The sequence below is a fragment of the Streptomyces sp. NPDC048290 genome (assembly GCF_040652095.1).
In the GTDB taxonomy this organism is placed as follows: Bacteria; Actinomycetota; Actinomycetes; order Streptomycetales; family Streptomycetaceae; genus Streptomyces.
Window position 1 is genome coordinate 535,344 of record NZ_JBEZLM010000002.1, and the last position, 23,678, is coordinate 559,021.

Below are 23,678 nucleotides of genomic sequence, written 5' to 3' on the forward strand. Positions count from 1 at the left end.
GCGGGGCGGCGGTCGCCGAACGGCTCGGGCCGGGGCCCGGGAGGACGCCCCCCAGACCCCGGCCCGCTGGACCCGGCCCCCAGACCCCGCCCCCCAGACCCCGGCCCGTTCGACCCGACCCGCTGACCCCGACCCGCTGACCCCGGCGCGTCGGCTCTTGGTCCGCGCCGACGCCCCGCTCCCGCTGCCTACTCCGTCCTCAGTCCCTCCGGCCGCATCAGCCGCAGCAGCGGTGGCAGGCTCAGCAGGGTCACGGCCAGGACCACCGCCGCGCCGATGCCCGTCATGGTCAGCACACTCGTCCAGTCGATGCCGATCGGTGTGCTGGTCATGCGGAGCAGCACCGCGCCCAGGGTCAGACCCACCGCGTTGGCGAGGATCAGGCCGAGGGCGATGGGGATCGCCGTCTGCCAGAGCACCGACAGGGTCATCGTGCCGCGCCGGGTGCCGAAGGCGACCAGGACCGACAGCAGCTTCTTGCGCTCGCGCAGCTGTTCCGTCTGGGAGACCAGCAGGCTCGCCCCGATCAGCACCAGGACCGCGGCGGCGCCGACGAACAGACCGGTGCGGACGGCGTCGAAACGCCGGGCGCTCTCCTGGGCCGCCCACATCGACGACGAGGACAGCGGTTCGACCTGGGCCGCGATGGTGCGGGCCTTGTCGACGGCGTCCGGGACGTTGTGGTCGAACCCCAGGTAGATCTGTCCGGCCAGCTGTGGGCGCAGCTTCGAGGGCAGCGCCTTCGGGGTGACGAACAGTCCGCCCCACTCGGTGCCGGTCAGCTCGCTGCTCACCGCGGCCCGCTGGACGGCGGGCAGCTTCCAGGGGATCTCCTCGCCCTGGTCGCTCTCGTAGCTCGGGTCGAGCCAGAGGGTGCGGCCCTCCTTCGCCAGCTCCTCGGTGTCGGTGTCGAACATCGTGTTCGGCGTCGCGAACACGTCCCCGTCCGTGCAGGACGACAGCTTCAGCGCCCGGCGCAGGGCCGCGCAGTCGCCGACCGTCAGCGCGGCGTACTTCTCCGGGTTCACGGCCTTCTCGGCCAGATAGCCGTCGGAGAACGGGAACACCATGCGGACGCCGTCGGACTTGCGCAGCTCGGCCGCCATCGCGGCGGAGTCGGTCCCGGTCGGCAGGCTGACCTGCATCTGGACGTTCTGCACCGACTTCCCGGTGTCCGTGGTGAAGTCGTCCTGCACGCCCGTGAACAGCATCTGGAGCGCGATCGCGCCCGCGACGGCCACCGCGATCCCGTTGACCGTACGGGCCGCCGTACCGCCGCTCAGCTGGAGGCGGCGTACGGCCAGTTGCCAGGAGACCGGGCCGCTGCCCAGCCGCCCGACGAACCGCTCCACCAGCCACGGCAGCAGCGCGGTGACCCCGACCAGCAGCAGCACCACGCCGCCGACCACCAGGTACTGGTTGAACTCGCCGCTGTCGCTGTCCCGGCCCACCATCGGGGCCAGCAGTCCCAGACCGGCCACCGGCAGCAGCAGCCGCCACCACAGCCGCCGCCTGCGCTGCTTCGCCGTACGGACCACGCCCAGCGGCTCGATCACCACACCGCGCATCGCCAGCAGCGTCACCACCACCGCGGCGGCCGGCACCAGCAGCGCGACCAGCACCGCGAGCAGCGGCGACGGGTTCAGATAGCTGGGGAAGACACTGAAGCCGAAGACCTCGGCGGTGCCCGCGAGCTGGCGGGCGACCAGGAAGAAGACCGTGCCGAAGACCAGTCCGAGCGCCGACCCGGCGAGCGCCTCACCGGCCGCGATCCGGCGGGTCATATGGCGGTCGGAGCCCACCAGCCGCAGCGCCGCGAGCCGCCGGTCGCGTCCGTCGCTGCCGAACCGCTCGGCCGCGGCGACGAACACCGCCACCGGCATCAGCAGCACCACGAACACGACCAGGACCAGCAGCATCAGGACCGGGTCCCAGGGTTCGGTGACCCCGGAGTCCCGTCCGAAGGAGTCGATCCGGGTGGTCTTGTCGTCCAGATGGCGTTCCAGGCCCTCGCCGCCCCGGTAGAAGGCGAGTTCGTGCGACCCGATCAGACCCGGCTCGCCGATGGTCCCGACGATCCGCTCGGGCAGCCGCTCGCGCAGCAGCGCCCCCTCGGACGAGTCCAGCAGCTCCTTCAGCGCGGGCGAGACCACCATCGCGCCCGGCTCCGGGAACGCCGAGACCCCCGGCGGCAGCGGTGCCTTCGGACCCTCCGGCTCCACGATCCGGCCCCGTACGTCGGAGCCGCGGTACTCCGTGTCGGCCGTGACGATCAGCAGCGTGCCGTCGGTCTTCGGCGGCGGGGTGGCGTCGAACGTGTAGTCCTGGCGGGCCTCCTCGCGGGCGTGCCGCTCGCTCAGCGCGTTCGGCAGGGCGGTGGTGAACAGCAGGAGCGTGACGCCCAGGCCGACGCCCACGGCGGTGAGCGCCGCCCGGATCAGCCCGCCGCGCCCCGAGAACGCGAACCGGACGCCCATGGCGAGGTCGCGCGCCCACAGACGGGTTCTCATACCGCGCGCTCCATGTCCCGCGAGCGTCCGTCCCGCACCACGACCTCACGGTCGGAGTAGGCGGCGACCCGTGCCTCATGGGTGACCAGGACGACCGCCGCGTTGGTGGAGCGGGCCGCCTCGGTCAGCAGGTCCATCACCCGCTCGCCGTTGAGCGAGTCCAGCGCGCCGGTCGGCTCGTCGGCGAACAGCACCCGGGGTCCGGTGACCAGCGACCGCGCCACGGCGACCCGCTGCCCCTGCCCGCCGGAGACCTCGCCGGGCCGCTTGGCGCGCAGGTCCTCGACCTCCAGCCGTTCCATCCAGGCGAGCGCGGTGCGTTCGGCCTCCTTGCGGGAGGTGCCGTTCAGCCGCAGCGGCAGCGCCACGTTCTCCACACAGGTCAGCTCCGGCACCAGCTGGCCGAACTGGAAGACGAACCCGAACTCGCTGCGCCGCAGGGCGCTGCGCTGGGCGTCGTTCATCCCGGACAGCTCACGGCCGCCGTAGACGATCGACCCGGAGTCGGGCGTGACGATCCCGGCGAGACAGTGCAGCAGGGTCGACTTGCCCGACCCGGAGGGGCCCATCACCGCGACGACCTCGCCGGGGTGGATGGAGAACTCGGCGCCGTCCAGGGCCGTCGTGGGGCCGTAGGACTTGCGCAGCTCGCGGGCGGCGAGCAGGGAACCGGCGGGAATGGCAGATCCGGTCATGGCGCCACCGCCTCCTTGAGTCGGTCGAGACGGGCGGCGGTCAGTTCCAGCCAGCGCAGATCGGCTTCCAGATGGAACAGGGCGTGGTCGCAGATCAGCTGGTCGGCGAGATCGCCCTTGCGTTTGCGGTCGGTGAGGATGCGCATCATCCGCAGATGCTCCGAGCGCTGGCTGTCGAGGATTCCGGCGGCGTCGCGCTCGGTGAGCAACGCGAGGACGACCTTGGTGTACAGCGTGGACTGGAGATACGGCTCCGGCTTCTCCGGGGTCGCCAGCCACTGCTGGACGTCGGTGATCCCGGCGTCGGTGATCGCGTACCGCTTGCGCTCGGGGCCGCCGCCGGGCTCGATGCCGTCGACCTCCACGAGCCCGTGCTTCAGCAGCCGGGACATCGTGGAGTAGACCTGGCCGTAGTGGAGCGGCCGGTCCTGACCGAACTTCTCGTCGAAGGCCCGCTTGAGGTCGTAGCCGTGTCGTGGCCCGGACTCCAGAAGACCCAGAAGGGTGTGACCGATGGACATGCGGAGCACTCTACACACGGGGTATACGCAGTATGTATACGCGGGGGGTGTAGTTACCGGGAGGGTAGGTGAAACCGCAGGTCGGAGGCCATTGTCACGGTTCCGCGACGGGCCCTTAGGGGGAAGCGGGCGGGCGGGGCGGGGGCTCGTCGCCGGTGCGCTCCCCGAAGCCGCCGGGGGATGCCGCTGTCCCGCCGGGGGAGCCCGCCGCTGTCCCGCCGGGCGATGCCGCCGATCCGCCGGGGGAGCCCGCCGTCGTCCCGCCGGGGGAGCCCGCCGCTGTCCCGCCGGGGGATGCCGCCGTTCCGCCGGGCGATGCCGCCGTTCCGCCGGGGGAGCCCGCCGCTGTCCCGCCGGTCGGCCCCGCCGACCCCCCGGGCGGCCCCGCCACCCCCCTGCCGGAACCCCCCGCCCCCCCGCCGGAGGTGCCCGGCGGGCGGCCCCGGCGGGGGATCGGGCCCGCGTCTCCCGGCAGTCGGCCCGTCTCCGCCAGCGCGCGGCGCAGCAGGAACTCGATCTGCGCGTTGGCCGAGCGCAGTTCGTCGGACGCCCAGCGGGCCAGCGCGTCGTACACCGCCGGGTCCAGTCGCAGCAGCACCTGCTTGCGCTGTCGCCGCGCCCGGCGCTCGGGGCCGGTCTCCCCGGACGGGCCCGTCACTGGTAGAGCGTCCCGGTGTTGAGGACCGGCTGCGCGGAGCGGTCGCCGCACAGCACCACCATCAGGTTGGACACCATCGCCGCCTTGCGCTCCGCGTCCAGCTCCACGATGTCCTGCTCGGCGATCCGGGCGAGCGCCGCCTCGACCATGCCGACCGCCCCGTCCACGATCTGCCGCCGGGCCGCGACCACCGCGCCCGCCTGCTGCCGCTGGAGCATCGCCGAGGCGATCTCGGGCGCGTAGGCGAGGTGGGTGAAGCGGGACTCGATGATCTGCACCCCGGCCGCCTCGACCCGGGCGTGCAGTTCGACGGCCAGCTTCTCGGTGATCTCCTCGGCGTTGCCGCGCAACGACAGCCCGTCCTCCTCATGGGCGTCGTACGGGTACTCGATGGCGATGTGCCGGACGGCGGCCTCGGTCTGGGTGGAGACGAACTCGATGTAGTCGTCGACCTCGAAGGTGGCCTGCGCGGTGTCCTCGACCCGCCACACCACGACCGCGGCCAGTTCGATCGGGTTGCCGTAGGCGTCGTTCACCTTCAGGACGGCCGTCTCGTGGTTGCGCACCCGGGTCGAGATCTTCGTACGGGATGTGAGCGGATTCACCCAGCGCAGTCCGTCCTGGCGGATCGTGCCCCGGTAGCGGCCGAAGAGCTGGACGACCCGGGCCTCGCCCGGCGCCACCATGTTCAGTCCGCACATGGCGAGGAACGCGGCGAAGGCGATGAGCACCCCGCCGACGATCAGCGCCGCCTTGCCTCCGGTGGCCGTGACCGCGGTCGCGGAGATGGCCATGCCCACCCCGCCGAGCAGCCCGATCAGGCCGAGGAGCAGGGCGAGTCCACCGCCGATGCTGTGTGCCGCGAACTCCCGCACCCGTGGCTCGGGCATCTCCGGGACATCGGCGACAGGGGTGGAGGGGTGACTGGACGACGACATGGGCGGTCCCCGTTTCTCGTACTTCGACCGGACCACCGACCCTCGGCGGTCCGCTAGCTAATGTCTAGCTAAGTGATATCACTTTACCCCGCCACGACAACCCCCACCCCCCTTCGTTCGTCGGATTCAGTGAGCCAGGTCAGGACACGTGCGGATTGTCACGTCCGTAAAAGGCCGGATCGTACGCACTTCGTCACAGACGACGGTGTTAGCTTCTGACCCGGCCCGAGACGACACGGATGTGACAGACGAGAACGAAGCGGAGCAGGCGGACACATGGGACGAGCGGAAGAGAGACGAGCGCGTCAGCGCGGCGGTCGCCGCCGTGCGGCGGGCAACGGCCGTTCGTCCCGGGGCGGTGGCAGGACGGGCATACGCCGGTTCCTCACCTGGAAGAAGCTCCTCGGTACGTTCCTCGGCTTCTGTCTGCTGGGCATCGGCGCGTTCATCGTGCTCTACATGGTGATCGACATACCCGAGGGGAACGCGTTCGCCGAGGAGCAGAGCAACGTCTACCAGTACAGCGACGGCTCGGTCCTGACCCGCCGGGGCGAGGTCAACCGGGAGATCGTGGACCTCGCCCAGGTCCCCAAGGACGTCCAGCGCACCTTTGTCGCCGCCGAGAACAAGACCTTCTACGACGACGCCGGAGTCGACCTCAAGGGCACCGCCCGAGGGCTGTTCAACACCCTGACCGGCAAGGGCACCCAGGGCGGCTCGACCATCACCCAGCAGTACGTCAAGAACTACTACCTGACCCAGGAACAGACGATCACCCGCAAGCTCAAGGAGCTGGTGATCTCCCTGAAGGTCGACCGCGAGACCTCCAAGGACGACATCCTCGCCGGGTACATCAACACCAGCTTCTACGGCCGTGACGCCTACGGCATCCAGGCCGCCGCCCAGGCGTACTACCGGATCGACGCCGACCAGCTCACCGTGGAGCAGGGCGCCTACCTCGCCGCGCTGCTCCAGGCGCCCAACCAGTACAACTGGACGGTGGCCTCGGAGAGCACCAAGGAACTCGTGCGGGCGCGCTGGAACTACGTCCTCGACAACATGGTCGAGGAAGGCTGGCTGGACGCCGCCGACCGCCGGGGCATGGAGTTCCCGGTCCCCGAGGAGCAGCAGGGCAACCCCGGACTCCAGGGCCAGACCGGCTATCTGGTGGACGCGGCCAACGACGAGCTGGCCCGGCAACTCGTCGCCCAGGGCGCGGCGGAGAACGAGGACGACGCCCTCGCGATCGTCAAGCGCGGCGGCTGGACCCTCACCCTGAACATCGACAAGAAGCGCCAGAACCAGCTGGAGCAGGCCGCCGAGGACCAGCTGATCAGCAAGCTGGACGCCGAGAAGCGCCCGGTCGACGGCGACATCCAGCCCGGCGCGGTCTCCGTCGACCCCAAGACCGGCAAGGTCGTGGCGATGTACGGCGGCGCCGACTACGTCAAGCACTACCGCAACAACGCCACCCGGCGGGACTACCAGGCCGCGTCCACCTTCAAGCCGGTCATCCTGGCCGCGGCCGTGGAGGGCGGCGCCGAGACCCAGGACGGCGATCCGATCACCGCGGACACCGTCTACGGCGGCGACAGCAGACGCGAGGTGATGGCCGACGGCGAGAAGGTCGGCTTCAACCCGCCCAACGAGGACGACGTGGACTACGGCGACGTCACCGTGCAGGCCGCCATGAACAAGTCCATCAACTCGGTGTTCGCGCAGATGGGCGTGGATGTCGGCATGGAGCGGGTGATGGAGGTCGCCGGGCTGCTCGGGATGGACACCGAGGGCATGGAGGCGGTGCCCGCGCAGACCCTGGGGTCGATGGGCGCCAGCCCGCTGGAGATGGCCGGGATCTACGCCACGCTCGACAACCACGGCAAGAAGGTCACCCCGTCGATCCTCGCCTCGGTGGAGCACAAGGACACCGTGGTGGACCTGCCCGACCCGATCGGCGACCAGGTGATCAGCCGGGAGACCGCGGACACGGTCACCTCGGTGCTCACCGGTGTGGTCGACGACGGCACCGCCCGCACCTCGGTCCGGGACAACCCCGAGCGCGACGGCCGCCAGGTGGCCGGCAAGACCGGTACCTCCGACTTCGGCCGCTCGGCCTGGTTCACCGGCTACACCCCGGACCTGGTGACGTCGGTGGGGCTGTTCGGCGAGGACGCCGAGTCCGGCGAGCAGGTCAACATGGCCGGAGCCACCGGCACCCTGCCCGGAAAGGGCCGGGTCAACGGCGGTGGCCTCCCGGCGCGGATCTGGGCCCAGTACACCTTCGGCGCGACCGACGAGGCGAAGAAGTTCGACCTGGAGACCGACCAGGGCGCGGCCGTGGAGCCGTCCTGGACGCCCAGCGAGACCCAGGAGCCCACGACCCAGGCGCCCACCGAGGAGCCCACCACCGAGGAGCCCACCGAGGAGCCGACCACGCGGGAGCCGACGACCCAGCCGCCGACCACCGAGGAACCCACCGGGGAACCCACCACCGGGGAGCCGACGCAGACCCCGACCACCGGCCCGCCGACCAGCACCACTCCCGAGCCACCGGTCGAACCGGACAACCCAGGTCAGCAGTAGCGAACACGTCCAGCCCGGCCCAACACCCCCATACCCGCCCTCAACCGCACCGCACCGGACCGTCACAGGGAAGACTTTCGGCCACTCTCACGGCCGCCCTTTCCTCAGCCGAACGGCCCATGCCTATGGTGATCTTGTCGCTGACCCGGCCCCGCCCACTGGCGGGGCCGTCGCTTGTGCAACTCCCCATGAAGGAGCGCCACATCCATGGCCGACGAGATGGTGCGCAGAGCGCAGACGTTCATCAACACCACCTACGACAACGGCGCGAAACTCGGGATATCCCGGCTCACCGAGAACGGTGAGACCAGCTGGACCGTGATGTACGCCCTGACCCGGGCCCTCCAGTACGAGCTGGGCATCACGGCCCTGTCCGACAGCTTCGGCCCCACCACCCTCTCCACCCTCCAGACCAAGTACCCGACCATCGGCTCCGGGAGCGCCGTCCCGCAGAACATCGTCCGGATCGTCCAGTCCGGCCTGTACTGCAAGGGCTACGACGGCGGTGAGATCGACGGAGTGTTCAACGCCCGGGTGCAGGCGTCGACCCTCAAGCTCAAGCAGGACATGGGCGTCGCCGCCGCCTTCCCCGGCGACGGTGTCGTCCCGAAGGTCTTCAAGGGCCTGCTCACCATGGACCCGTACATCACCGTCAACAACGGCTCCGCGCAGATCCGGGCCGTCCAGCAGTGGATGAACGGCTCCTTCATCCACCGCCGGGACTTCTTCGTCGTCCCCTGCGACGGCCACCACTCCCGCACGGTCGCCACCGCCATGCTGTACGCCGTCCAGTACACGATCGGCATGGCCGACGGCACCGCCAACGGCAACTTCGGCCCCGGCACCCAGGCCGGACTGAAGGCCAACACCCTCACCGTCGGCTCGTCCGGCACCTGGGTGCAGCTGTTCACCGCCGGGATGCTGCTCAACCAGCGGCCGGTGGCGTTCTCCAGCACCTTCACCGCCGCCGTCGCCACCGAGGTCCGCGCCTTCCAGTCCTTCGTGATGCTCCCCGCGACCGGCCAGGGCGACTACTCCACCTGGGCGTCCCTGCTGGTCTCCTACGGCGACCAGACCCGCAAGGGCGGCGCCTGCGACGGTGTCACCCGGGTCACCCCGGACCGGGCCGCCGCGCTCAAGGCCGAGGGCATCACCATCGTCGGCCGCTATCTCACCAACCCGGTACCCGGCGGCGGCGCGGTCCCCGAGAAGACCATCCAGCCCGGCGAGCTCCAGACCATCGCCGCCCAGGGGATGCGCTGCTTCCCCATCTACCAGACCTTCGGCCGGGGCGCCGGGGACTTCAGCTACCCGCTGGGCCGGGCCGCCGGACAGGCCGCCGTCAACGCCGCCCTCGACCACGGCTTCAAGGCCGGCACCCGGATCTTCTTCGCGGTCGACTTCGACGCCTACGACTACGAGGTCACTGACAACGTTCTCCCGCACTTCAAGGGCATCGAGGACGCCCTGCGCGACGACGGCAACCGCTACACCGCCGGTGTGTACGGCCCCCGCAACGTCTGCACCCGGGTCTCCGCCGCCGGACACGCCTCCGCGTCCTTCGTCTCCGACATGTCCTCCGGCTTCTCCGGGAACTTCGGCTACCCACTGCCCGCGAACTGGGCCTACGACCAGATCGTCACCAAGACCGTCGGCACCGGCGCGGGCGCCATCAACATCGATGTCAACATCGCCTCCGGACGCGACACCGGCCAGGGCTCCTTCGACCCGCCGCGCGCCGTCAAGGCGGACACCCGGCTGCACCCCGACGTCATGACCGCCATGCAGATCGACGTCGGCAAGTACATGGAGTCCCTCGGCTTCCCGCTGGACGGCGGCGTCCGCAGCTACCAGCACTGGAAGTGCTTCGAGCGGACCGTCACCGCCCACGACGACCTGATCACCGAACTGTCCCAGCGGCACTCCATGCGCAAGGCCCTCATCCAGACCACCGCCTACTGGGAGATGCGGCACATCGCCCCCGACGACGAGGCCGCCTGGCTCGCCGTCATCGCCGCCTTCAACACCACCGGGCAGTACATCCGCGACACCTCCACCGGCATCGCCAAACAGCGCGCGCTCACCCTCATCGGCGCCCACAACCACGCCCTGGACCGCGGCTACGGCACCGACCAGCCCCGCCGCAACACCGCCGTCGACGAGGACAAGTACAACGCCTGGAAGCAGGCGTACGACAATGAGCGGTACGCCCTCACCAGCGTCGCCCTCATCCACCGCTGGGACATCGACGGCAAGCCCGGCGGCGACGACGACTCCCCGGCCCTGCGCGCCCCCAGCCTCGACTACACGGACACCGAGATCTACGAGGTGCTGCGGCGCTACCAGGGACCGGGCGAGCCCGCGTTCACCGAGGCCAAGAAGCGGATGGGGCTGTACTACGTCATGGAGAAGTACAACTCCATCTCACGCAACTACTGACGCGCCCCACCGACGCACGTCCACGCACAGGGAGCCCCACATGTCGGGAGACGAGCCCTACGCCGGTCATGACGGCACACTGCTGCTGCTCCTGCTGCTGGCCGGATGCGCCGCGGTGCTGATCCTCACCGTCCAGGGCGTCAAGCGCCTGCTGCGCGCCCGGCGGCCGGACGGTCCCCCCGTCTGGACCGGCGCCGCCCTGCTCGTCTGGGACGCCGCGGTCGCCCTCTACGTCTGGGGCCTGCTGCACCTGCTGCTCACCGACGACTACGGACAGGCCCAGTCATGCCGGGACGCGGTCGGCGACCGCCTCACCGGCTACGACCCGGGCTTTATGCCCCTGCGCTTCGGATGCCGGACCGCCGACGGGACGACCGTCGACACCGTCGTCCCCTCCTATCTCGATCCGGCCCTGGCCGTGCTCGCGCTCGGCGCGCTGGCCCTGACCGGACTCGCCCTCGCCCACCACCGAAGGACACCGTCCCGTGACCAGTGAACTGTCCCGCCGCGGCGTACTGCGGCGCACAGCCCTCGTGGCCGCCGCAGTGGCCCTGGGGTCCCCCCTGCTCTCCACCCCCGCCCAGGCGGCCACCGACCCCGGCAAGCTCCGCGCCGCCGTCCGCGCCGCCCAGGAACGCAACCGGCGCCAACTGACCGGCACTCCGTCCACCAACGGCTGGGAGATGGAACGCACCGCCGACGACCACGGCCACATCTACACCAGACCCGTCCCCGGCACGCCCGTCCCCGGCGTCCAGGTCCGCATGGGCGACGCCGAGACGATCCTCGTCCACGCGATCCGCCGCTTCCACTACGAGATCGACGAACTGCGCGCCGGTGACGTCATCGGCTGGCGCCCCCCGACGAAGGTCCGCAAGGGCCTGCCCGAGTCCAACCAGGCATCCGGCACGGCCGTCCAGATCCGCCCCGGCCACTACCCGTCCGGCACCCGCGGCGGCTACTTCCCGCACCAGCTCACCACGGTCCGCGCGATCCTCGCCGACTGCGACGGAGTCCTGGCCTGGGGCGGCGACGACCCCCACCCCGACGAGTCCCTCTTCTACCTCAAGACACCCCCCACGGACCCCCAGATCCCCACCACAGCCGAAAAACTCCGCACCTGGAACCAGACCCCGGGCAAGGGCGCCGGCTCCTAGAAATCCCGGCTCACGACAACCCCCTCAGGGGCGCTGGGGGTACCCCCTCTGGGGGAGGAACTGCGCGACCAGCCACACACAACCCGCGCCCTCCCACCGGCATCAAGCCCCCTAAGGGGCGCGGGGAACTGCGCGACCAGCCACACACCACCCGCGCCCCACCACCGGCATCAAGCCCTACGGCGATCGGCTCCCAAAAAGTCACCCGCCGTTGAACGCCCCGGCGATCCGATCCCCCAACCCCTTGTCCACGTTCCGCCAATACTGAAGCGCCCGCTCCAGCACCGGCCGAGACACCCCGCCCCCCAGATGCCCCGTGACGTTCGACGCCAGTCGATCCCGCGCACCCTGGTCCAAAACCTCCCGCACCATCGTCCCCGCCTGCCCGAAGTCGTCGTCCTCCGCGTGCAGCGCGTAAGCCTCCCGCACCATCTCCCCCGCCGCGTACCACCCGGCGATGTCCCCGAACCGCTCGACATCCGCGGCCGGACCCCCGTACGAGTTGGGCGCGTACGGCGCCCCCGTACGGGCCGGCTCATACCGCATCGGCCCGTCCTTGGCGTAGGAGCGGACGTCGGAGTGGGCCCGGTTGGGGGGAAGCTGCGCGTAGTTGGGCCCGATCCGGTACCGGTGGGTGTCCGGGTACGAGAAGAGCCGCCCCAGCAGCATCTTGTCCGGCGACGGCCCGATGCCCGGCACCAGGTTCGACGGCTCGAAGGCGGCCTGCTCGATATGGACGAAGTAGTCCTCCGGGTTGCGGTCCAGCCGCATCCGGCCGACCTCGATCAGCGGATAGTCGCCGTGCGGCCACACCTTGGTCAGATCGAACGGGTTGAACCGGTAGTCCGGCGCGTCCGCGAACGGCATGACCTGCACATACATCGTCCAGGACGGGGCGTCGCCACGGTCGATCGCGTCGAACAGGTCCCGGCGGTGCACATCCGCGTCCTCCCCGGCCAGCCGGTCGGCGTCGGCCTGGGTGAGGAACTCGATGCCCTGGTCGGTCTTCAGGTGGTACTTGATCCAGAACCGCTCGCCGCCGCCGTTGACCCAGAGATAGGTGTGGGACGAGTAGCCGTTCATGTTCCGGTACGTCTTCGGGATGCCCCGGTCGCCCATCAGCCAGGTGACCATGTGCGCGGACTCGGGGGACAGGGTCCAGAAGTCCCACTGCATGTCGTTGTCGCGCAGCCCGCTGTCCGGGCGCCGCTTCTGCGAACGGATGAAGTCCTGGAACTTCTGCGGGTCCCGGACGAAGAACACCGGGGTGTTGTTGCCGACCAGGTCGTAGTTGCCGTGCTCGGTGTAGAACTTCAGCGCGAAACCGCGCGGGTCGCGCCAGGTGTCGGGGGAGCCCTGTTCACCGGCGACGGTGGAGAAACGGGCCAGCATCTCGGTGCGCCGACCGGGCTGGAAGAGATCCGCCTTGGTGAACTGGCTGACGTCGTTGGTCACTTCGAAGGTGCCGTACGCACCCGAACCCTTGGCGTGGACCACCCGCTCGGGGACCCGTTCCCGGTTGAACTGGGCCATCTTCTCGATCAGATAGTGGTCCTGGAGCAGAATGGGCCCGGTGTCGCCGATGGTCAGCGAATGCTCGTCGCTCTCCACCGGGATTCCGGCATTGTTCGTGGTGTACGGCACGCGCGGGGGCGTCTGCGTCATGAGCGTCCTCCTTCATGAGGTCGTCAGGTCGCCTCGCTCACCCCATCCACTGAACTCCGTCACCGGTACATCGGCAACTTCTGGACCCATTCCAGAACCAGACCTATATGGTCTCTAGGTCTGGTTCAGCTCGAACCACACGACCTTGCCCGTGCTCAGCCGGGTCGCGCCCCAGCGCCGGGCCAGCCGGTTGACCAGATACAGTCCGCGTCCGCCCTCGTCGGTGGCACGTGCCTGCCGCAGCCGGGGCAGCTGGGGCACATCGTCACCGACCTCGCAGCGCAGCACATCGGTACGGAGCAGCCGTAGCGTCACCGGCCGGGACGCGTACCGTACGGCGTTCGTCACGACCTCGCTGACCAGCAGCTCCACCGAGTCCGAGAGGTCCTGGAGGCCCCAGCGGTCCAGGGCGCGGCGGGCCAGCTTGCGCGCCTTGCCGGGCGCCGCGTCCTCGGGTTCCAGGAACCAGTACGCCACGTCGTTCGGGGGAATCCCGTCGAAGCGGGCGGCGAGCAGCGCGATGTCGTCGTCCCGGTCGCCCGGACCGAGCATGTCGAGCACCTCGTCGCAGAGCGCTTCCAGGGGCGGCGGATGGTCGGGTCCGGTGAGCTGGGCGGTGGCGGCGAGCCGGTCGCGCAGCTGGTTTATACCGGTCCAGACGTCCCGCAGCCGGGACTCGACCAGGCCGTCGGTGTACAGCAGGAGTGTGGCCCCGGCGGGCGCGTCCAGCTCGACCGCCTCGAAGTCCACTCCGCCGACCCCGATCGGGGCGCCCGCGGGCACGCGCAGCACCTCCGCCCGGCCGCCGAGGTGCAGCAGCACGGGCGGCGGGTGCCCGGCGTTCGCGATGGTGATGCGATGCGAGACCGGGTCGTAGACCGCGTACAGACAGGTCGCCATGCGGTCGGTGCCCAGGCGCTGGGCCTGTTCGTCCAGGTGGTGCAGGACTTCCTGGGGCGGCAGATCGAGTCCGGCCAGGGTCTGGGCGGTGGTGCGGAGCTGGCCCATGATGGCCGCCGAGGTCATCGAGTGCCCCATGACGTCCCCGACGACCAGCGCGACCCGGCTGCCGGGCAGCGGGATGGCGTCGTACCAGTCGCCGCCGACCCGGGCCGTCTCGGCGGCCGGGAGATAGCGGGAGGCCAGCCGGACGCCGGTGGGGCGGGGCAGGGTCTCCGGGAGCATCGTGCGCTGGAGCTCGTCCGCGATGTACGCCTCACGGCCGTACAGCACCGCCTTGTCGATGCCGAGGGCGCTGTGCGTGGCGAGCTGGGCGGCGACCAGCAGATCGTCCGGATCGAACGCGAGCCGCTCCGGGCCGCGCAGGAACACCGCCGCCCCGATCACCCGGCGGCGCCCCCTGAGCGGCGCCAGGATCGCCCGCTGACCCGCGGGGACGACGAGTTCGGCGTCGTCGCCGAGCAGCTCGGGCAGGGCGGCACGGGCCGCCGCGGCGTCCGCGAACACCGGACGCACCCCGCGCAGCACCTCGGCGAGCGCCCCGCCCGGCCGTACCTCGCACAGCTCGGCGGTGACCGCGGACAGCTCGCTGGGCTCCGGGGTCTGGGCGGGCAGGAAACCACCGTCCGTGTCTCGCTCCTCCGGGATGCGGTCGGTGCGCCGCAGCCGCAGCACCACCGGTCCCGTCGGCCGTTCGTCGCCGACCGGCAGCGGGTCGCGCAGATACACCAGGATCGCGTCCGCGAACGTCGGCACGGTCGCCCGGCACAGCCCCATCACGATCTCGTCCAGGTCCATGCCCCGGGCGATCCGCCGGGTGGCCGCGCCCACGAACCGCAGCCGGTCCCCGTCGCGCCGCATCGGGGTCGGCTTGCCGCCCGGCAGGGTGCCGCCCGTGCCGCTGCGCCGCTCCGGGCCGGTGGTCCGGGCGGTGGCGTCCGGCTGCACCGGGATGCCGTCCGGCGCCGGGCGCCGCCGCGGGTCTCCGTCCTCGCCGGGGTGGTCGCCGTCGCCGGGCTTCTCCCGGGCCGGGGGCGCCACATCGGCGGACGGCTGGGAGTGCTCGGTGTCCGCCCCGCCCTGCGGCCCCGCCGACAGGCCCTGCGCGCTCTCCCCGACCGGGGGCTGCGCCGCACGCGGCGGCTCACCCGGGCCGGGCGTCGGACCGGGCGTCGGACCGGGCGTCGGGCCGGGCGTCGGGGTGTGCAGAAGCGCCCCGCGGGGGTCCACGGGGTCGACGCCCGGCTGGGGGCGTTCATAGGAGGTGGGGTTCTCCGTCACGCGTGTCGCATCCGTCCGTCGGGGGCCGTGCGCCGCGCTCGCCGGGGGCGGGCGTGCCGCGCGTGTTCGTCCCGCAGAAGTCCCGATACCCGGAACACAGGCCCCAGGAACGGAATCTCCGCGTGGTCAGAGGCTGTTCCCGTGCTGTTGGCCGACCGCTCGCGGCCCGCACGCCCGATGCCCTCGTACCGCTCGCTCACGTCCTGCCGCCCCTCGGTGACATCTGGTCAGACTCCGTGCACACTCCGGCAGTTGCCGCACGCGCTTCCTGGCGGAGGACGATCCTACGTTTCTTGCCCGGGGGCGCATCAAGGGTCTCATGAGGACACATGCGCGGGCGTACGGTCCCAGTCGTCCGGCAATGACGGTACCCCCCAGGCCGGGTCAGGGCGCCAGTGCTGCCAGTCATCGGCGAACGGCGGACCCCAGGCCGTGATCAGCTCGATCGCGGCCCGGCCCGCCGTCCGCACCCGTCCGGCCAGCGCCGTGTCCACCAGACCGTCCCGCTGGGCCTGCGCGAACTCGTCCTCGTCGCGCCAGTGCCAGGACCGGTCCGGGTGGACGGAGATGTCCAGAAAGTGATCCTCGGAGTCGACTCCGCCGTCCCAACGGGACAGCGGCTCCTCCAGATTGACGTACCAGTTCTTGAACCGCCAGCCCGGCTCCCAGAACAGCCAGACCGACCAGGCATCGCCCGGCCGGGCCAGCTTCAGCACCCCGGTGCCGAACCAGTGGTCCCGGACGACCGCGCGGGGCTTGGTGTAGCGGGAGTCCAGCGGTTCCGCGTGCACGGGCGTGCCGTCGGCCAGCACCGGCTTGACGCACTCCGTGCCCGGCGCCAGCCACACGGCCAGCAGATCGGCGTCGTCCTGGACCACGGTGACCGGACGGGCGATGTGGAAGCCCGGCCCGCCGTTCTCCCGGTAGCGCCACAGGATGGGGCTGCCGGGCGTCCAGTGGGCGACCGGGCGGGGTGCCGTCGCCGCTGTCACCGTCGTGTCCGCCGCCGTTCCCTCGTCGTCCGCCATGGGCAGATAGTAGGTGGCGGCGGCAGGACACGCCGCAGTGATGGTCACGGTTCACCCGACGGTCGGACGGCGGGGTCTTCCCGGCGGCCTGCCACGGGCCTCAGGGGCGGGTCATGCGCAGCACGTCGAGCGCCTCGTCAAGCTGCCGCTCGGTCAGGTCGCCGCGCTCCACATAGCCGCCCTCCAGCACCACCTGCCGGATGGTCTTGCGCTCGGCGAGCGCCTTCTTGGCGACCTTCGCGGCCTCCTCGTAGCCGAGGTACCGGTTCAGCGGGGTGACCACCGACGGGGACGACTCGGCGTACTCGCGGGCCCGCTCGCGGTGCGCGGTGATGCCGTCGACCGTGCGGTCGGCGAGCAGCCGGGAGACGTTGGCGAGCAGCCGGATCGACTCCAGGACGTTCCTGGCGATGACCGGCAGCATCACATTCAGCTCGAAGTTGCCGGCCGCGCCCGCCGTGGTGACGGTCAGGTCGTTCCCGATCACCTGCGCGGACACCATCAGCACGGCCTCCGGGATCACCGGGTTGACCTTGCCCGGCATGATCGAGGAGCCCGGCTGGAGGTCGGGCAGCGCGATCTCGGCGAGGCCGGTGCGGGGCCCGGACGCCATCCAGCGCAGATCGTTGGCGATCTTCGTCAGTCCGACCGCGATGGTCCGCAGCTGGCCGCTGGTCTCCACGATCCCGTCCCGGGCGCCCTGCGCCTCGAAGTGGTCGCGGGCCTCGGTCAGCGGCAGCCCGGTGGCCCGCGCGACCTCCTCGATCACCGCCGCCGAGAAGCCGGGCGGGGTGTTGATGCCGGTGCCGACGGCGGTACCGCCGAGCGGGAGTTCCGCGAGCCGGGGCAGGGACGCGGTGAGCCGCTCCACGCCGTAGCGGACCTGGGCCGCGTACCCGGCGAACTCCTGGCCCAGGGTGACCGGGGTGGCGTCCATGAGGTGGGTCCGGCCGGACTTCACCACGTCCGCGAACTCCGCCGCCTTGCGCTCCAGCGCGGCGGCCAGGTGCTCCAGCGCCGGGATCAGGTCGCGGGTCACGGCGGCGGTCGCCGCGATGTGGATCGAGGACGGGAAGACGTCGTTGGAGGACTGGGAGGCGTTGACATGGTCGTTGGGATGGACGTCCCGGCCCAGCCGCTCGCTCGCCAGGGTGGCGATGACCTCGTTGGTGTTCATGTTGGACGAGGTGCCCGAGCCGGTCTGGAACACGTCGACCGGGAAGTGCGCGTCCCACCGGCCCTCGGCGACCTCACCGGCCGCGTCCTGGATCGCCTCCGCGATGTCCTCGTCCACCACCCCCAGCCGGGCGTTCACCTTCGCCGCGGCCCCCTTGACGCGGGCCAGTGCCTCGATGTGCGCCCGCTCGATGCGCTGCCCCGAGACGGGGAAGTTCTCCACGGCCCGCTGGGTCTGCGCCCGCCACTTCGCGTCCGCGGGCACCCGCACCTCGCCCATCGAGTCGTGCTCGACCCGGTAGCCCTGCTCGTCGCCGCCGGTGGTGCTGGTCATCGTGCTCATACCTCCAGGAGTGCGTGTCGGCCCCGCACGGGTGAGCGCGTGGCTCCGGAGGCGTATTCCCCGTGGGGGAGCGCGGCTCCCGGTCAGGGGCGCCGGGGGCTGGGCCGCTCGTCAGGGTTCCCGTCTGTCAGGGTCCCTGTCCGGGGGTGCCGGAGCCAGGGTCGCCCCCCTCGTCAGGGTCCGGCCCACAGCCCCCGTACATGCCCCAGATGCCGGGTCATGACCGCCCGTACGGCGTCCTCGTCGCGGGCGAGGAGGGCGTCCAGCAGTTCCAGGTGCTCCTCGGCGGACGCCTGAAGTCTGCCCTCCTCGACCAGCCGGGTCAGCCCGTACAGCCGGGCCCGGCCGCGCAGGTCCCGGACCACCTCCACCAGGTGCGCGTTGCCCGCGAGGGCGAGCAGCTCCAGATGGAAGCGGGTGTCCGCCTCGACATAGGCGATCAGATCACCGGCCGCCGCGGCGGTCACGATCTCCTCGGCGACCGGGCGCAGCGCCGCCAGCGCCGCCGGGTCGGCGGTCGCCGCCAGTTCGACGGTGGTCGGGATCTCGATCAGCGCCCGGACCCGGGTGTACTCGTCGAGCTGGCGGCCGGACACCGCCGTCACCCGGAACCCCTTGTTCGGCACCGGGTCGACCAGCCCCTCCTTGGCCAGGTCGAGCAGCGCCTCCCGGACCGGGGTGACCGACACCCCGAACCGGGCGGACAGCGCGGGCGCCGAGTAGACCGCGCCCGGCCGCAGCTCCCCGGCGATCAGCGCGGCCCGCAGCGCCTCGGCGACCCGCTCGCGGTAGCTGGCCCGGGGGCCGCCCAGCGCGGGCAGGGGCGGGGGCTGCGGGGGCTGTGGGGTCATGCGGCATCGCTCCTCGAAGGGGTCGGGTTCAGAGTACGAACCCGGCCGGGAACGGGTCGTCCGGGTCCAGCAGATACTGGGCCGTGCCGGTGATCCAGGCCCGGCCGGTGAAGCTGGGCAGCACCGCCGGGCGTCCGGCCACCTCGGTGGTGCCGAGCAGCCGCCCGGTGAACCGGGTGCCGATGAACGACTCGTTCTCGAACTCGGTGTGCAGCGGCAGCTCGCCGCGCGCGTGCAGCTGTGCCATCCGGGCGCTGGTGCCGGTGCCGCAGGGGGAGCGGTCGAACCAGCCCGGGTGGATGGCCATGGCGTGCCGGGAGCGGCGGGCGGTGGAGCCGGGCGCGAGGAGCTGGACATGATGGACGCCGTGGATGGAGGGGTCCTCGGGGTGCACCGGCTCCTCGTCCGCGTTGATGGCGTCCATCAGGGACAGCCCCGCCGCCAGGATGTCGTCCTTGCGGTCCCGGTCGAACGGCAGCCCGAACTCGGCCAGCGGCAGGATCGCGTAGAAGTTCCCGCCGTAGGCCAGGTCGTACGTCACCGTCCGGCCGTCGGCGAGGGTGGCGACGCGGTCCAGGGCGACGGCGAACGACGGCACGTTCCGCAGGCTGACATGCCGGGCGCGGCCGTCCTCGACGGCCACCTCGGCGACGACCAGCCCGGCCGGGGTGTCGAGCCGGATGGTGGTGACCGGCTCGGTGACCTCCACCATCCCGGTCTCCACCAGTACGGTCGCCACCCCGATGGTGCCGTGTCCGCACATCGGCAGATACCCGGAGACCTCGATGTACACGACCCCCCAGTCGCAGTCCGGGCGGGTCGGCGGCTGGAGGATCGCGCCGCTCATCGCGGTGTGTCCGCGCGGCTCGTTCATCAGCAGCCGCTTGATGTCGTCGCGGTGCTCACGGAAGTACAGCCGCCGCTCGTTCATGGTCGCGCCGGGGATCGTGCCGATACCGCCGGTGACCACCCGGGTCGGCATCCCCTCGGTGTGCGAGTCGACGGCGTGCAGGACGAGTCTGCTGCGCATCGCGGCCCCGCCCCCTACGCCGTCAGCCCGGCGGCGACCGCCTGCTCGGTGGCCGTGCGCACCGCCGCCGCCTGCTCCGGCAGCAGCGGCATCCGGGGCGGACGGCACGGGCCGCCGTACCGGCCCACGATGTCCATCGACAACTTGATGGCCTGCACGAACTCGACCTTGGTGTCCCAGCGCAGCAGCGGGTGCAGCACGCGGTACAGCTCCCTGGCGGTGTCCAGGTCCCCGGCGACCGCCGCCCGGTACAGCCGCACGGACGCCTCCGGCAGCGCGTTGGGATACCCGGCGATCCAGCCCTTGGCGCCCCCGATGCCCAGCTCCAGCAGCACATCGTCGGCACCGGCCAGCAGATCCAGCTCCGGGGCGAGTTCGGCGAGCCGGTACGCCCGCCGGACGTCCCCGGTGAACTCCTTGACCGCCCGTACGTACCCCTCGGCCGACAGCTTGGCCAGCAGTTCCGGCACCAGGTCCACCTTGGTGTCGATGGGGTTGTTGTACGCCACCACCGGCAGACCCGCCTGCGCGACCTCGGCGTAGTGGGCGAGCACGGAACGCTCGTCGGCGCGGTAGGAGTTGGGCGGCAGCAGCATCACGGCCTGGCAGCCCGCGTCCCGGGCCTGCTCGGCCCAGCGGCGGGCCTCGGCCGCCCCGTAGGCGCCGACGCCGGGTACGACCCGGTCGCCGCCGATCGCCGCGACGGCGGTCTCGACGACCTTGGCGCGCTCCTCGGGGGTCAGCACCTGGTACTCGCCGAGGGAGCCGTTGGCGACGACGCCGTCACAGCCGTTCTCGACCAGCCAGGCGCAGTGCTCGGCGAATCTGCCGTGGTCGACGGCGAGATCGGGGGTGAGGGGGAGGGCGGCGGCGACGAGCACTCCGTGCCAGGGGAGGCGGGCGGTCATGACGTACTCCTGGGGGTCGGGTCCGGGTGGGTTGGATCGGTGGGGTCGGCCGGATCGGTCGGGTCGGTGGGCGGTTGGGTGGCGAGGACGCCGAGGGGGACCGGGCGGGCGAGGAGGCGGCGGCCGGGGCCTTGCGCGCACCCGGCGATCCCGGCGACGCCGGGGGCGCAGATCCGGCCCTGGCACCAGCCCATCCCGGCCCGGGTGAGCAGCTTGACGGTCCGCAGGTCGCGGGCGCCGAGGGTGTCGACGGCCTCGCGGACGTCCCCGGCGGTGACCTCCTCGCACCGGCAGATCACGGTGTCGTCGGGGACATGGTCCGGCCAGTCGGGGCGTGGCGCGTAGGCCCGTTCGAGGGCGGCGGCGGTGCGGCGCGCGCGGTGCCGGGCGCGGACGGGTGCGCGGAGGTCGCCGGGCTCGGGGGAGTCGCCGGGCTCCTGGTGGCCGAGCCGGGCGGCGACGGACCGGCCCGCGAGATGCCCCTCGGCGAGCGCGAGGGCGGCGCCGCCGATGCCGGTGGCCTCACCGGCGGCCCAGACGCCCGGCACGTCGGTGCGCTGCTCGTCGTCCACGCGGACGAAGGCCCCGTCGAGCGCGCACCCGAGCGCCTCGGCGAGATCGGTGTGCGGCAACATGCCGTGGCTGACGGCGAGGGTGTCGCAGGGGATACGGCGGGTGGCGCCGGTGGCGAGCGAGCGGACGGTCACGGCGTCGACCCGTTCACGGCCGTGGGCGGCGACGACGGTGTGCGGTGCCAGCACGGGCACCCGGTGGCGCAGGAGGGCCGCCGCGTACCCGAGCGCCTCGGGCGCCTTGGGGACGAACGCGGCCAGATGGGGTACGAGGTCGCGCGGACCGGCGGATTCCACGAGCGCGGCGATCCGGGCCCCGGCGGCGGCGAGCCCGGTGGCGACGGGCAGCAGCAGGGGCCCGGTCCCGGCGACGACGACGGTACGGCCGGGCAGGACCAGCCCGCCCTTCAGCATGGCCTGGGCGCCCCCGGCGGTGACGACCCCCGGCAGGGTCCAGCCGGGGAAGGGGAGCACCTTCTCGTACCCGCCGGTGGCGAGCAGTACGGCTCGGGCGGAGTGGGAGGAGCCGGTGTCCTGCCCGCTCCCGAGCAGGGAATGGACGGTGAAGCCCCCTCCGGGACGGCGTTCGACGGCCCACACATGATGCTCGCTCAGCTGGACGATCCGCCCGTCCTGAATTCTGTCCCGCAGCCCGTCCCGCAGCCGCTCCCAGGTCCGCCACTGGTGGTGGAGCGCCTGGGGGCGGCGGGCGCCGAGGGCGGGCGCGGGCTGCCGGTAGAACTGCCCTCCGGCGCCGGGCGCGGAGTCGACGAGGGTGACGTGGACGCCCCGGGCGGTGGCGGCCAGGGCGGCGGCGAGTCCGGCGGGCCCGGCGCCGATCACCGTGAGGTCAGTCGCCGGTTCGGTCGTCATCGTGGCCGGTCCCTTCCTGGGTGCGGATGGCGGCGCCGGGGGTGGCGGGGAGGAGACAGGCACGCTGGTTGGGCCGGCCGTCGACGGTGACGAGGCAGTCGTAGCAGACCCCGATGCCGCAGAAGACCCCGCGCGGGGCGCCGTCGCCGCGGGTGGTGCGCCAGGAGACGATCCCGGCGGACCAGAGCACGGCGGCGACGGTCTGACCGGGCAGCGCGGGCAGCCGCCGTCCGTCGAAGGTGACGGTGAAGGGGGCGCCGGGGTGGGCGTGGGTGAGCGCGAGCGGGGAGTCAGGGGCGGTCATCGGTCACGGCCTCCTCCGGGAAGCGGTCGGGTCGCAGGGCGTGCGGATCGAGCGACGGGGGCTGCCCGCACATCAGTTGGGCGATGAGGTGCCCGGTGCCGGGGGCGAGCCCGATGCCCGCGCCTTCGTGCCCACAGGCGTGGAACAGCCCCGGGGCGCGGGGGTCGGCGCCGACGGCGGGCAGATGATCGGGCAGATAGGGCCGGAACCCGGCGTACGTCCGCATGACCCGCACGTCCGCGAGGAACGGGAACAGCCGGGTCGCCCCGGCGGCGAGGGCCCGCACGACGGGCAGGGACAGCCGCCGGTCGAAGCCGACCCGTTCCCGGCTGGCGCCGATCAGTACGGGCCCGGCGGCGGTGCTCTCGACGACGGGCGAGGTCTGGAGGGCGGCGGAGTCACTGGCGACATCGGCGACATAGTCGGCGGCGTACACCTTGTGCCGGACGCGGCGCGGGGGGAGCGGTTCGGTGACCAGGACGAAGCCGCGGCGGGGCAGTACGGGGAGATGGACCCCGGCGAGCGCGGCGACCTGGCCGCCCCAGGTACCGGCGGCGTTGACGACGAACGGCGCGTGGATGTCACCCTGCTCGCCGGTCCGTACGCCGTACACGCTCCCGTCGGCCCGCCGCAACACCTTGCTGACCGTCCGTCCGGTCTCGACGCGCGCCCCGGAGGCGCGGAGCAGGTGGGCGGCGGCGAGGGCGGGCATGACCTGGGCGTCCTGCGGATACAGCACGCCGCCGAGGGCGTCGAGGGTGAGGTGGGGCTCCAGCTCGCGCAGCCGCTCGGGGTCGACGCTCAGCGCGCTGACCCCGGAGGCCCGCTGCCGCGCCGCGAAGGCGTCGAGCGCGGCGAGCGCGTCGGGTGTCTCGGCGACGACGATCCCGCCCTTGGCCTCGTACTCGACGGCCGCGCCGAACTCGTCCGCGATCTCGCCCCACAGGCGGAGTGACAGCAGGGCGAGTTCCAGCTCGGGCCCGGGTTCCTTGTCGGAGACGAGGAGATTCCCCTCCCCACCGCCGGTGGTCCCCCCGGAGACGGCCCCCCGGTCGAGCACGACGACATCCATCCCGGCCAGCCCGGCGTAGTACGCACAGGCGGCCCCTACCATCCCGGCCCCCACGACGACGACGTCGCAGGTCATCTGCTTGGGCATGGCAGTAATATGTCACACAGTACTGGG

Annotated in this window: 18 protein-coding genes and 1 pseudogene; 4 read left to right on the forward strand and 15 right to left on the reverse strand. The window is 72.0% G+C overall.

All coding sequences use genetic code 11. From position 1 onward, the window contains the following. Nucleotides 1-188: 188 nt before the first annotated feature. From AB0D49_RS04525 to AB0D49_RS04545, 5 genes and pseudogenes are all read right to left on the reverse strand, one after another. Nucleotides 189-2,510 (reverse strand): FtsX-like permease family protein, encoded by a 2,322-nt coding sequence (locus tag AB0D49_RS04525; RefSeq protein ID WP_362750517.1) that lies wholly within the window; start codon nucleotides 2,508-2,510, stop codon nucleotides 189-191. Continuing rightward, on the reverse strand, nucleotides 2,507-3,205 hold the full coding sequence (locus AB0D49_RS04530; protein WP_362750519.1) for an ABC transporter ATP-binding protein: 699 nt from the start codon (nucleotides 3,203-3,205) through the stop codon (nucleotides 2,507-2,509). The genes AB0D49_RS04525 and AB0D49_RS04530 overlap by 4 nt, the downstream gene beginning before the upstream one ends. Next, entirely contained in the window at nucleotides 3,202-3,726 is a 525-nt protein-coding gene (locus tag AB0D49_RS04535; RefSeq protein WP_362750522.1) for a PadR family transcriptional regulator, read from the reverse strand. The genes AB0D49_RS04530 and AB0D49_RS04535 overlap by 4 nt, the downstream gene beginning before the upstream one ends. Nucleotides 3,727-4,156: 430 nt before the next feature. Next, nucleotides 4,157-4,384, reverse strand: a pseudogene (locus AB0D49_RS04540) (hypothetical protein); the annotation flags it as partial. Next, on the reverse strand, nucleotides 4,381-5,322 hold the full coding sequence (locus tag AB0D49_RS04545) for an SPFH domain-containing protein (RefSeq protein WP_362750524.1): 942 nt from the start codon (nucleotides 5,320-5,322) through the stop codon (nucleotides 4,381-4,383). The pseudogene AB0D49_RS04540 and the gene AB0D49_RS04545, both read right to left, overlap by 4 nt. A gap of 276 nt (nucleotides 5,323-5,598) precedes the next feature. On the opposite strand from AB0D49_RS04545, the gene AB0D49_RS04550 reads away from it, so the two are divergent. The 4 genes from AB0D49_RS04550 to AB0D49_RS04565 all read left to right on the forward strand — a co-directional run bounded on the left by AB0D49_RS04550 (nucleotide 5,599) and on the right by AB0D49_RS04565 (nucleotide 11,501). Further along, nucleotides 5,599-7,905 (forward strand): transglycosylase domain-containing protein, encoded by a 2,307-nt coding sequence (locus AB0D49_RS04550; protein ID WP_362750527.1) that lies wholly within the window; start codon nucleotides 5,599-5,601, stop codon nucleotides 7,903-7,905. Between the two features lie 207 nt (nucleotides 7,906-8,112). Further along, nucleotides 8,113-10,344: a glycoside hydrolase domain-containing protein gene (locus AB0D49_RS04555; RefSeq protein ID WP_362750530.1), complete on the forward strand. Its 2,232-nt coding sequence runs from the start codon at nucleotides 8,113-8,115 to the stop codon at nucleotides 10,342-10,344. Nucleotides 10,345-10,384: 40 nt separating this feature from the next. Further along, entirely contained in the window at nucleotides 10,385-10,840 is a 456-nt protein-coding gene (locus AB0D49_RS04560) for a hypothetical protein (RefSeq protein WP_362750533.1), read from the forward strand. After that, nucleotides 10,830-11,501, forward strand: a complete 672-nt coding sequence (locus tag AB0D49_RS04565; RefSeq protein ID WP_362750536.1) for a twin-arginine translocation signal domain-containing protein — start codon at nucleotides 10,830-10,832, stop codon at nucleotides 11,499-11,501. The genes AB0D49_RS04560 and AB0D49_RS04565 overlap by 11 nt, the downstream gene beginning before the upstream one ends. A gap of 201 nt (nucleotides 11,502-11,702) precedes the next feature. On the opposite strand, the gene AB0D49_RS04570 is transcribed toward AB0D49_RS04565, so the two are convergent. From AB0D49_RS04570 to AB0D49_RS04615, 10 genes are all read right to left on the reverse strand, one after another. Further along, a complete protein-coding gene (locus AB0D49_RS04570) occupies nucleotides 11,703-13,166 on the reverse strand; it encodes a catalase (protein ID WP_362750538.1) in 1,464 nt (487 codons plus the stop codon). Nucleotides 13,167-13,280: 114 nt separating this feature from the next. Continuing rightward, on the reverse strand, nucleotides 13,281-15,407 hold the full coding sequence (locus AB0D49_RS04575) for a SpoIIE family protein phosphatase (RefSeq protein ID WP_362750541.1): 2,127 nt from the start codon (nucleotides 15,405-15,407) through the stop codon (nucleotides 13,281-13,283). A 317-nt stretch (nucleotides 15,408-15,724) separates the two neighbouring features. Then, complete coding sequence (locus AB0D49_RS04580; protein WP_362750544.1) at nucleotides 15,725-16,435, reverse strand: DUF402 domain-containing protein; 711 nt, start codon at nucleotides 16,433-16,435, stop codon at nucleotides 15,725-15,727. 100 nt (nucleotides 16,436-16,535) lie between these two features. Beyond that, nucleotides 16,536-17,945: a class II fumarate hydratase gene (locus AB0D49_RS04585; RefSeq protein WP_362750547.1), complete on the reverse strand. Its 1,410-nt coding sequence runs from the start codon at nucleotides 17,943-17,945 to the stop codon at nucleotides 16,536-16,538. Nucleotides 17,946-18,127: 182 nt separating this feature from the next. After that, nucleotides 18,128-18,805 carry a GntR family transcriptional regulator gene (locus tag AB0D49_RS04590; protein WP_362750550.1) on the reverse strand — a complete coding sequence of 226 codons (678 nt, stop codon included), beginning with the start codon at nucleotides 18,803-18,805 and terminating at the stop codon, nucleotides 18,128-18,130. Nucleotides 18,806-18,833: 28 nt separating this feature from the next. After that, nucleotides 18,834-19,835, reverse strand: a complete 1,002-nt coding sequence (locus AB0D49_RS04595) for a proline racemase family protein (protein WP_362750553.1) — start codon at nucleotides 19,833-19,835, stop codon at nucleotides 18,834-18,836. 14 nt (nucleotides 19,836-19,849) lie between these two features. Then, complete coding sequence (locus AB0D49_RS04600) at nucleotides 19,850-20,743, reverse strand: dihydrodipicolinate synthase family protein (protein WP_362750556.1); 894 nt, start codon at nucleotides 20,741-20,743, stop codon at nucleotides 19,850-19,852. Beyond that, entirely contained in the window at nucleotides 20,740-22,188 is a 1,449-nt protein-coding gene (locus AB0D49_RS04605) for an FAD-dependent oxidoreductase (protein WP_362750559.1), read from the reverse strand. Before AB0D49_RS04605 ends, AB0D49_RS04600 begins: the two co-directional genes overlap by 4 nt. Next, nucleotides 22,166-22,492 carry a (2Fe-2S)-binding protein gene (locus AB0D49_RS04610; RefSeq protein ID WP_362750562.1) on the reverse strand — a complete coding sequence of 109 codons (327 nt, stop codon included), beginning with the start codon at nucleotides 22,490-22,492 and terminating at the stop codon, nucleotides 22,166-22,168. The genes AB0D49_RS04605 and AB0D49_RS04610 overlap by 23 nt, the downstream gene beginning before the upstream one ends. Further along, on the reverse strand, nucleotides 22,479-23,651 hold the full coding sequence (locus AB0D49_RS04615; protein WP_362750565.1) for an FAD-binding oxidoreductase: 1,173 nt from the start codon (nucleotides 23,649-23,651) through the stop codon (nucleotides 22,479-22,481). The genes AB0D49_RS04610 and AB0D49_RS04615 overlap by 14 nt, the downstream gene beginning before the upstream one ends. Nucleotides 23,652-23,678: the final 27 nt, after the last annotated feature.

Excerpts from the sequence above, each read along its gene's own strand:
- AB0D49_RS04525 (WP_362750517.1), bottom strand. The coding sequence starts at position 2,510 with ATGAGAACCCGTCTGTGGGCGCGCGACCTCGCCATGGGCGTCCGGTTC.
- AB0D49_RS04530 (WP_362750519.1), bottom strand. The coding sequence starts at position 3,205 with ATGACCGGATCTGCCATTCCCGCCGGTTCCCTGCTCGCCGCCCGCGAG.
- AB0D49_RS04535 (WP_362750522.1), bottom strand. The coding sequence starts at position 3,726 with ATGTCCATCGGTCACACCCTTCTGGGTCTTCTGGAGTCCGGGCCACGA.
- AB0D49_RS04545 (WP_362750524.1), bottom strand. The coding sequence starts at position 5,322 with ATGTCGTCGTCCAGTCACCCCTCCACCCCTGTCGCCGATGTCCCGGAG.
- AB0D49_RS04550 (WP_362750527.1), top strand. The coding sequence starts at position 5,599 with ATGGGACGAGCGGAAGAGAGACGAGCGCGTCAGCGCGGCGGTCGCCGC.
- AB0D49_RS04555 (WP_362750530.1), top strand. The coding sequence starts at position 8,113 with ATGGCCGACGAGATGGTGCGCAGAGCGCAGACGTTCATCAACACCACC.
- AB0D49_RS04560 (WP_362750533.1), top strand. The coding sequence starts at position 10,385 with ATGTCGGGAGACGAGCCCTACGCCGGTCATGACGGCACACTGCTGCTG.
- AB0D49_RS04570 (WP_362750538.1), bottom strand. The coding sequence starts at position 13,166 with ATGACGCAGACGCCCCCGCGCGTGCCGTACACCACGAACAATGCCGGA.
- AB0D49_RS04580 (WP_362750544.1), bottom strand. The coding sequence starts at position 16,435 with ATGGCGGACGACGAGGGAACGGCGGCGGACACGACGGTGACAGCGGCG.
- AB0D49_RS04585 (WP_362750547.1), bottom strand. The coding sequence starts at position 17,945 with ATGACCAGCACCACCGGCGGCGACGAGCAGGGCTACCGGGTCGAGCAC.
- AB0D49_RS04590 (WP_362750550.1), bottom strand. The coding sequence starts at position 18,805 with ATGACCCCACAGCCCCCGCAGCCCCCGCCCCTGCCCGCGCTGGGCGGC.
- AB0D49_RS04595 (WP_362750553.1), bottom strand. The coding sequence starts at position 19,835 with ATGCGCAGCAGACTCGTCCTGCACGCCGTCGACTCGCACACCGAGGGG.
- AB0D49_RS04600 (WP_362750556.1), bottom strand. The coding sequence starts at position 20,743 with ATGACCGCCCGCCTCCCCTGGCACGGAGTGCTCGTCGCCGCCGCCCTC.
- AB0D49_RS04605 (WP_362750559.1), bottom strand. The coding sequence starts at position 22,188 with ATGACGACCGAACCGGCGACTGACCTCACGGTGATCGGCGCCGGGCCC.
- AB0D49_RS04610 (WP_362750562.1), bottom strand. The coding sequence starts at position 22,492 with ATGACCGCCCCTGACTCCCCGCTCGCGCTCACCCACGCCCACCCCGGC.
- AB0D49_RS04615 (WP_362750565.1), bottom strand. The coding sequence starts at position 23,651 with ATGCCCAAGCAGATGACCTGCGACGTCGTCGTCGTGGGGGCCGGGATG.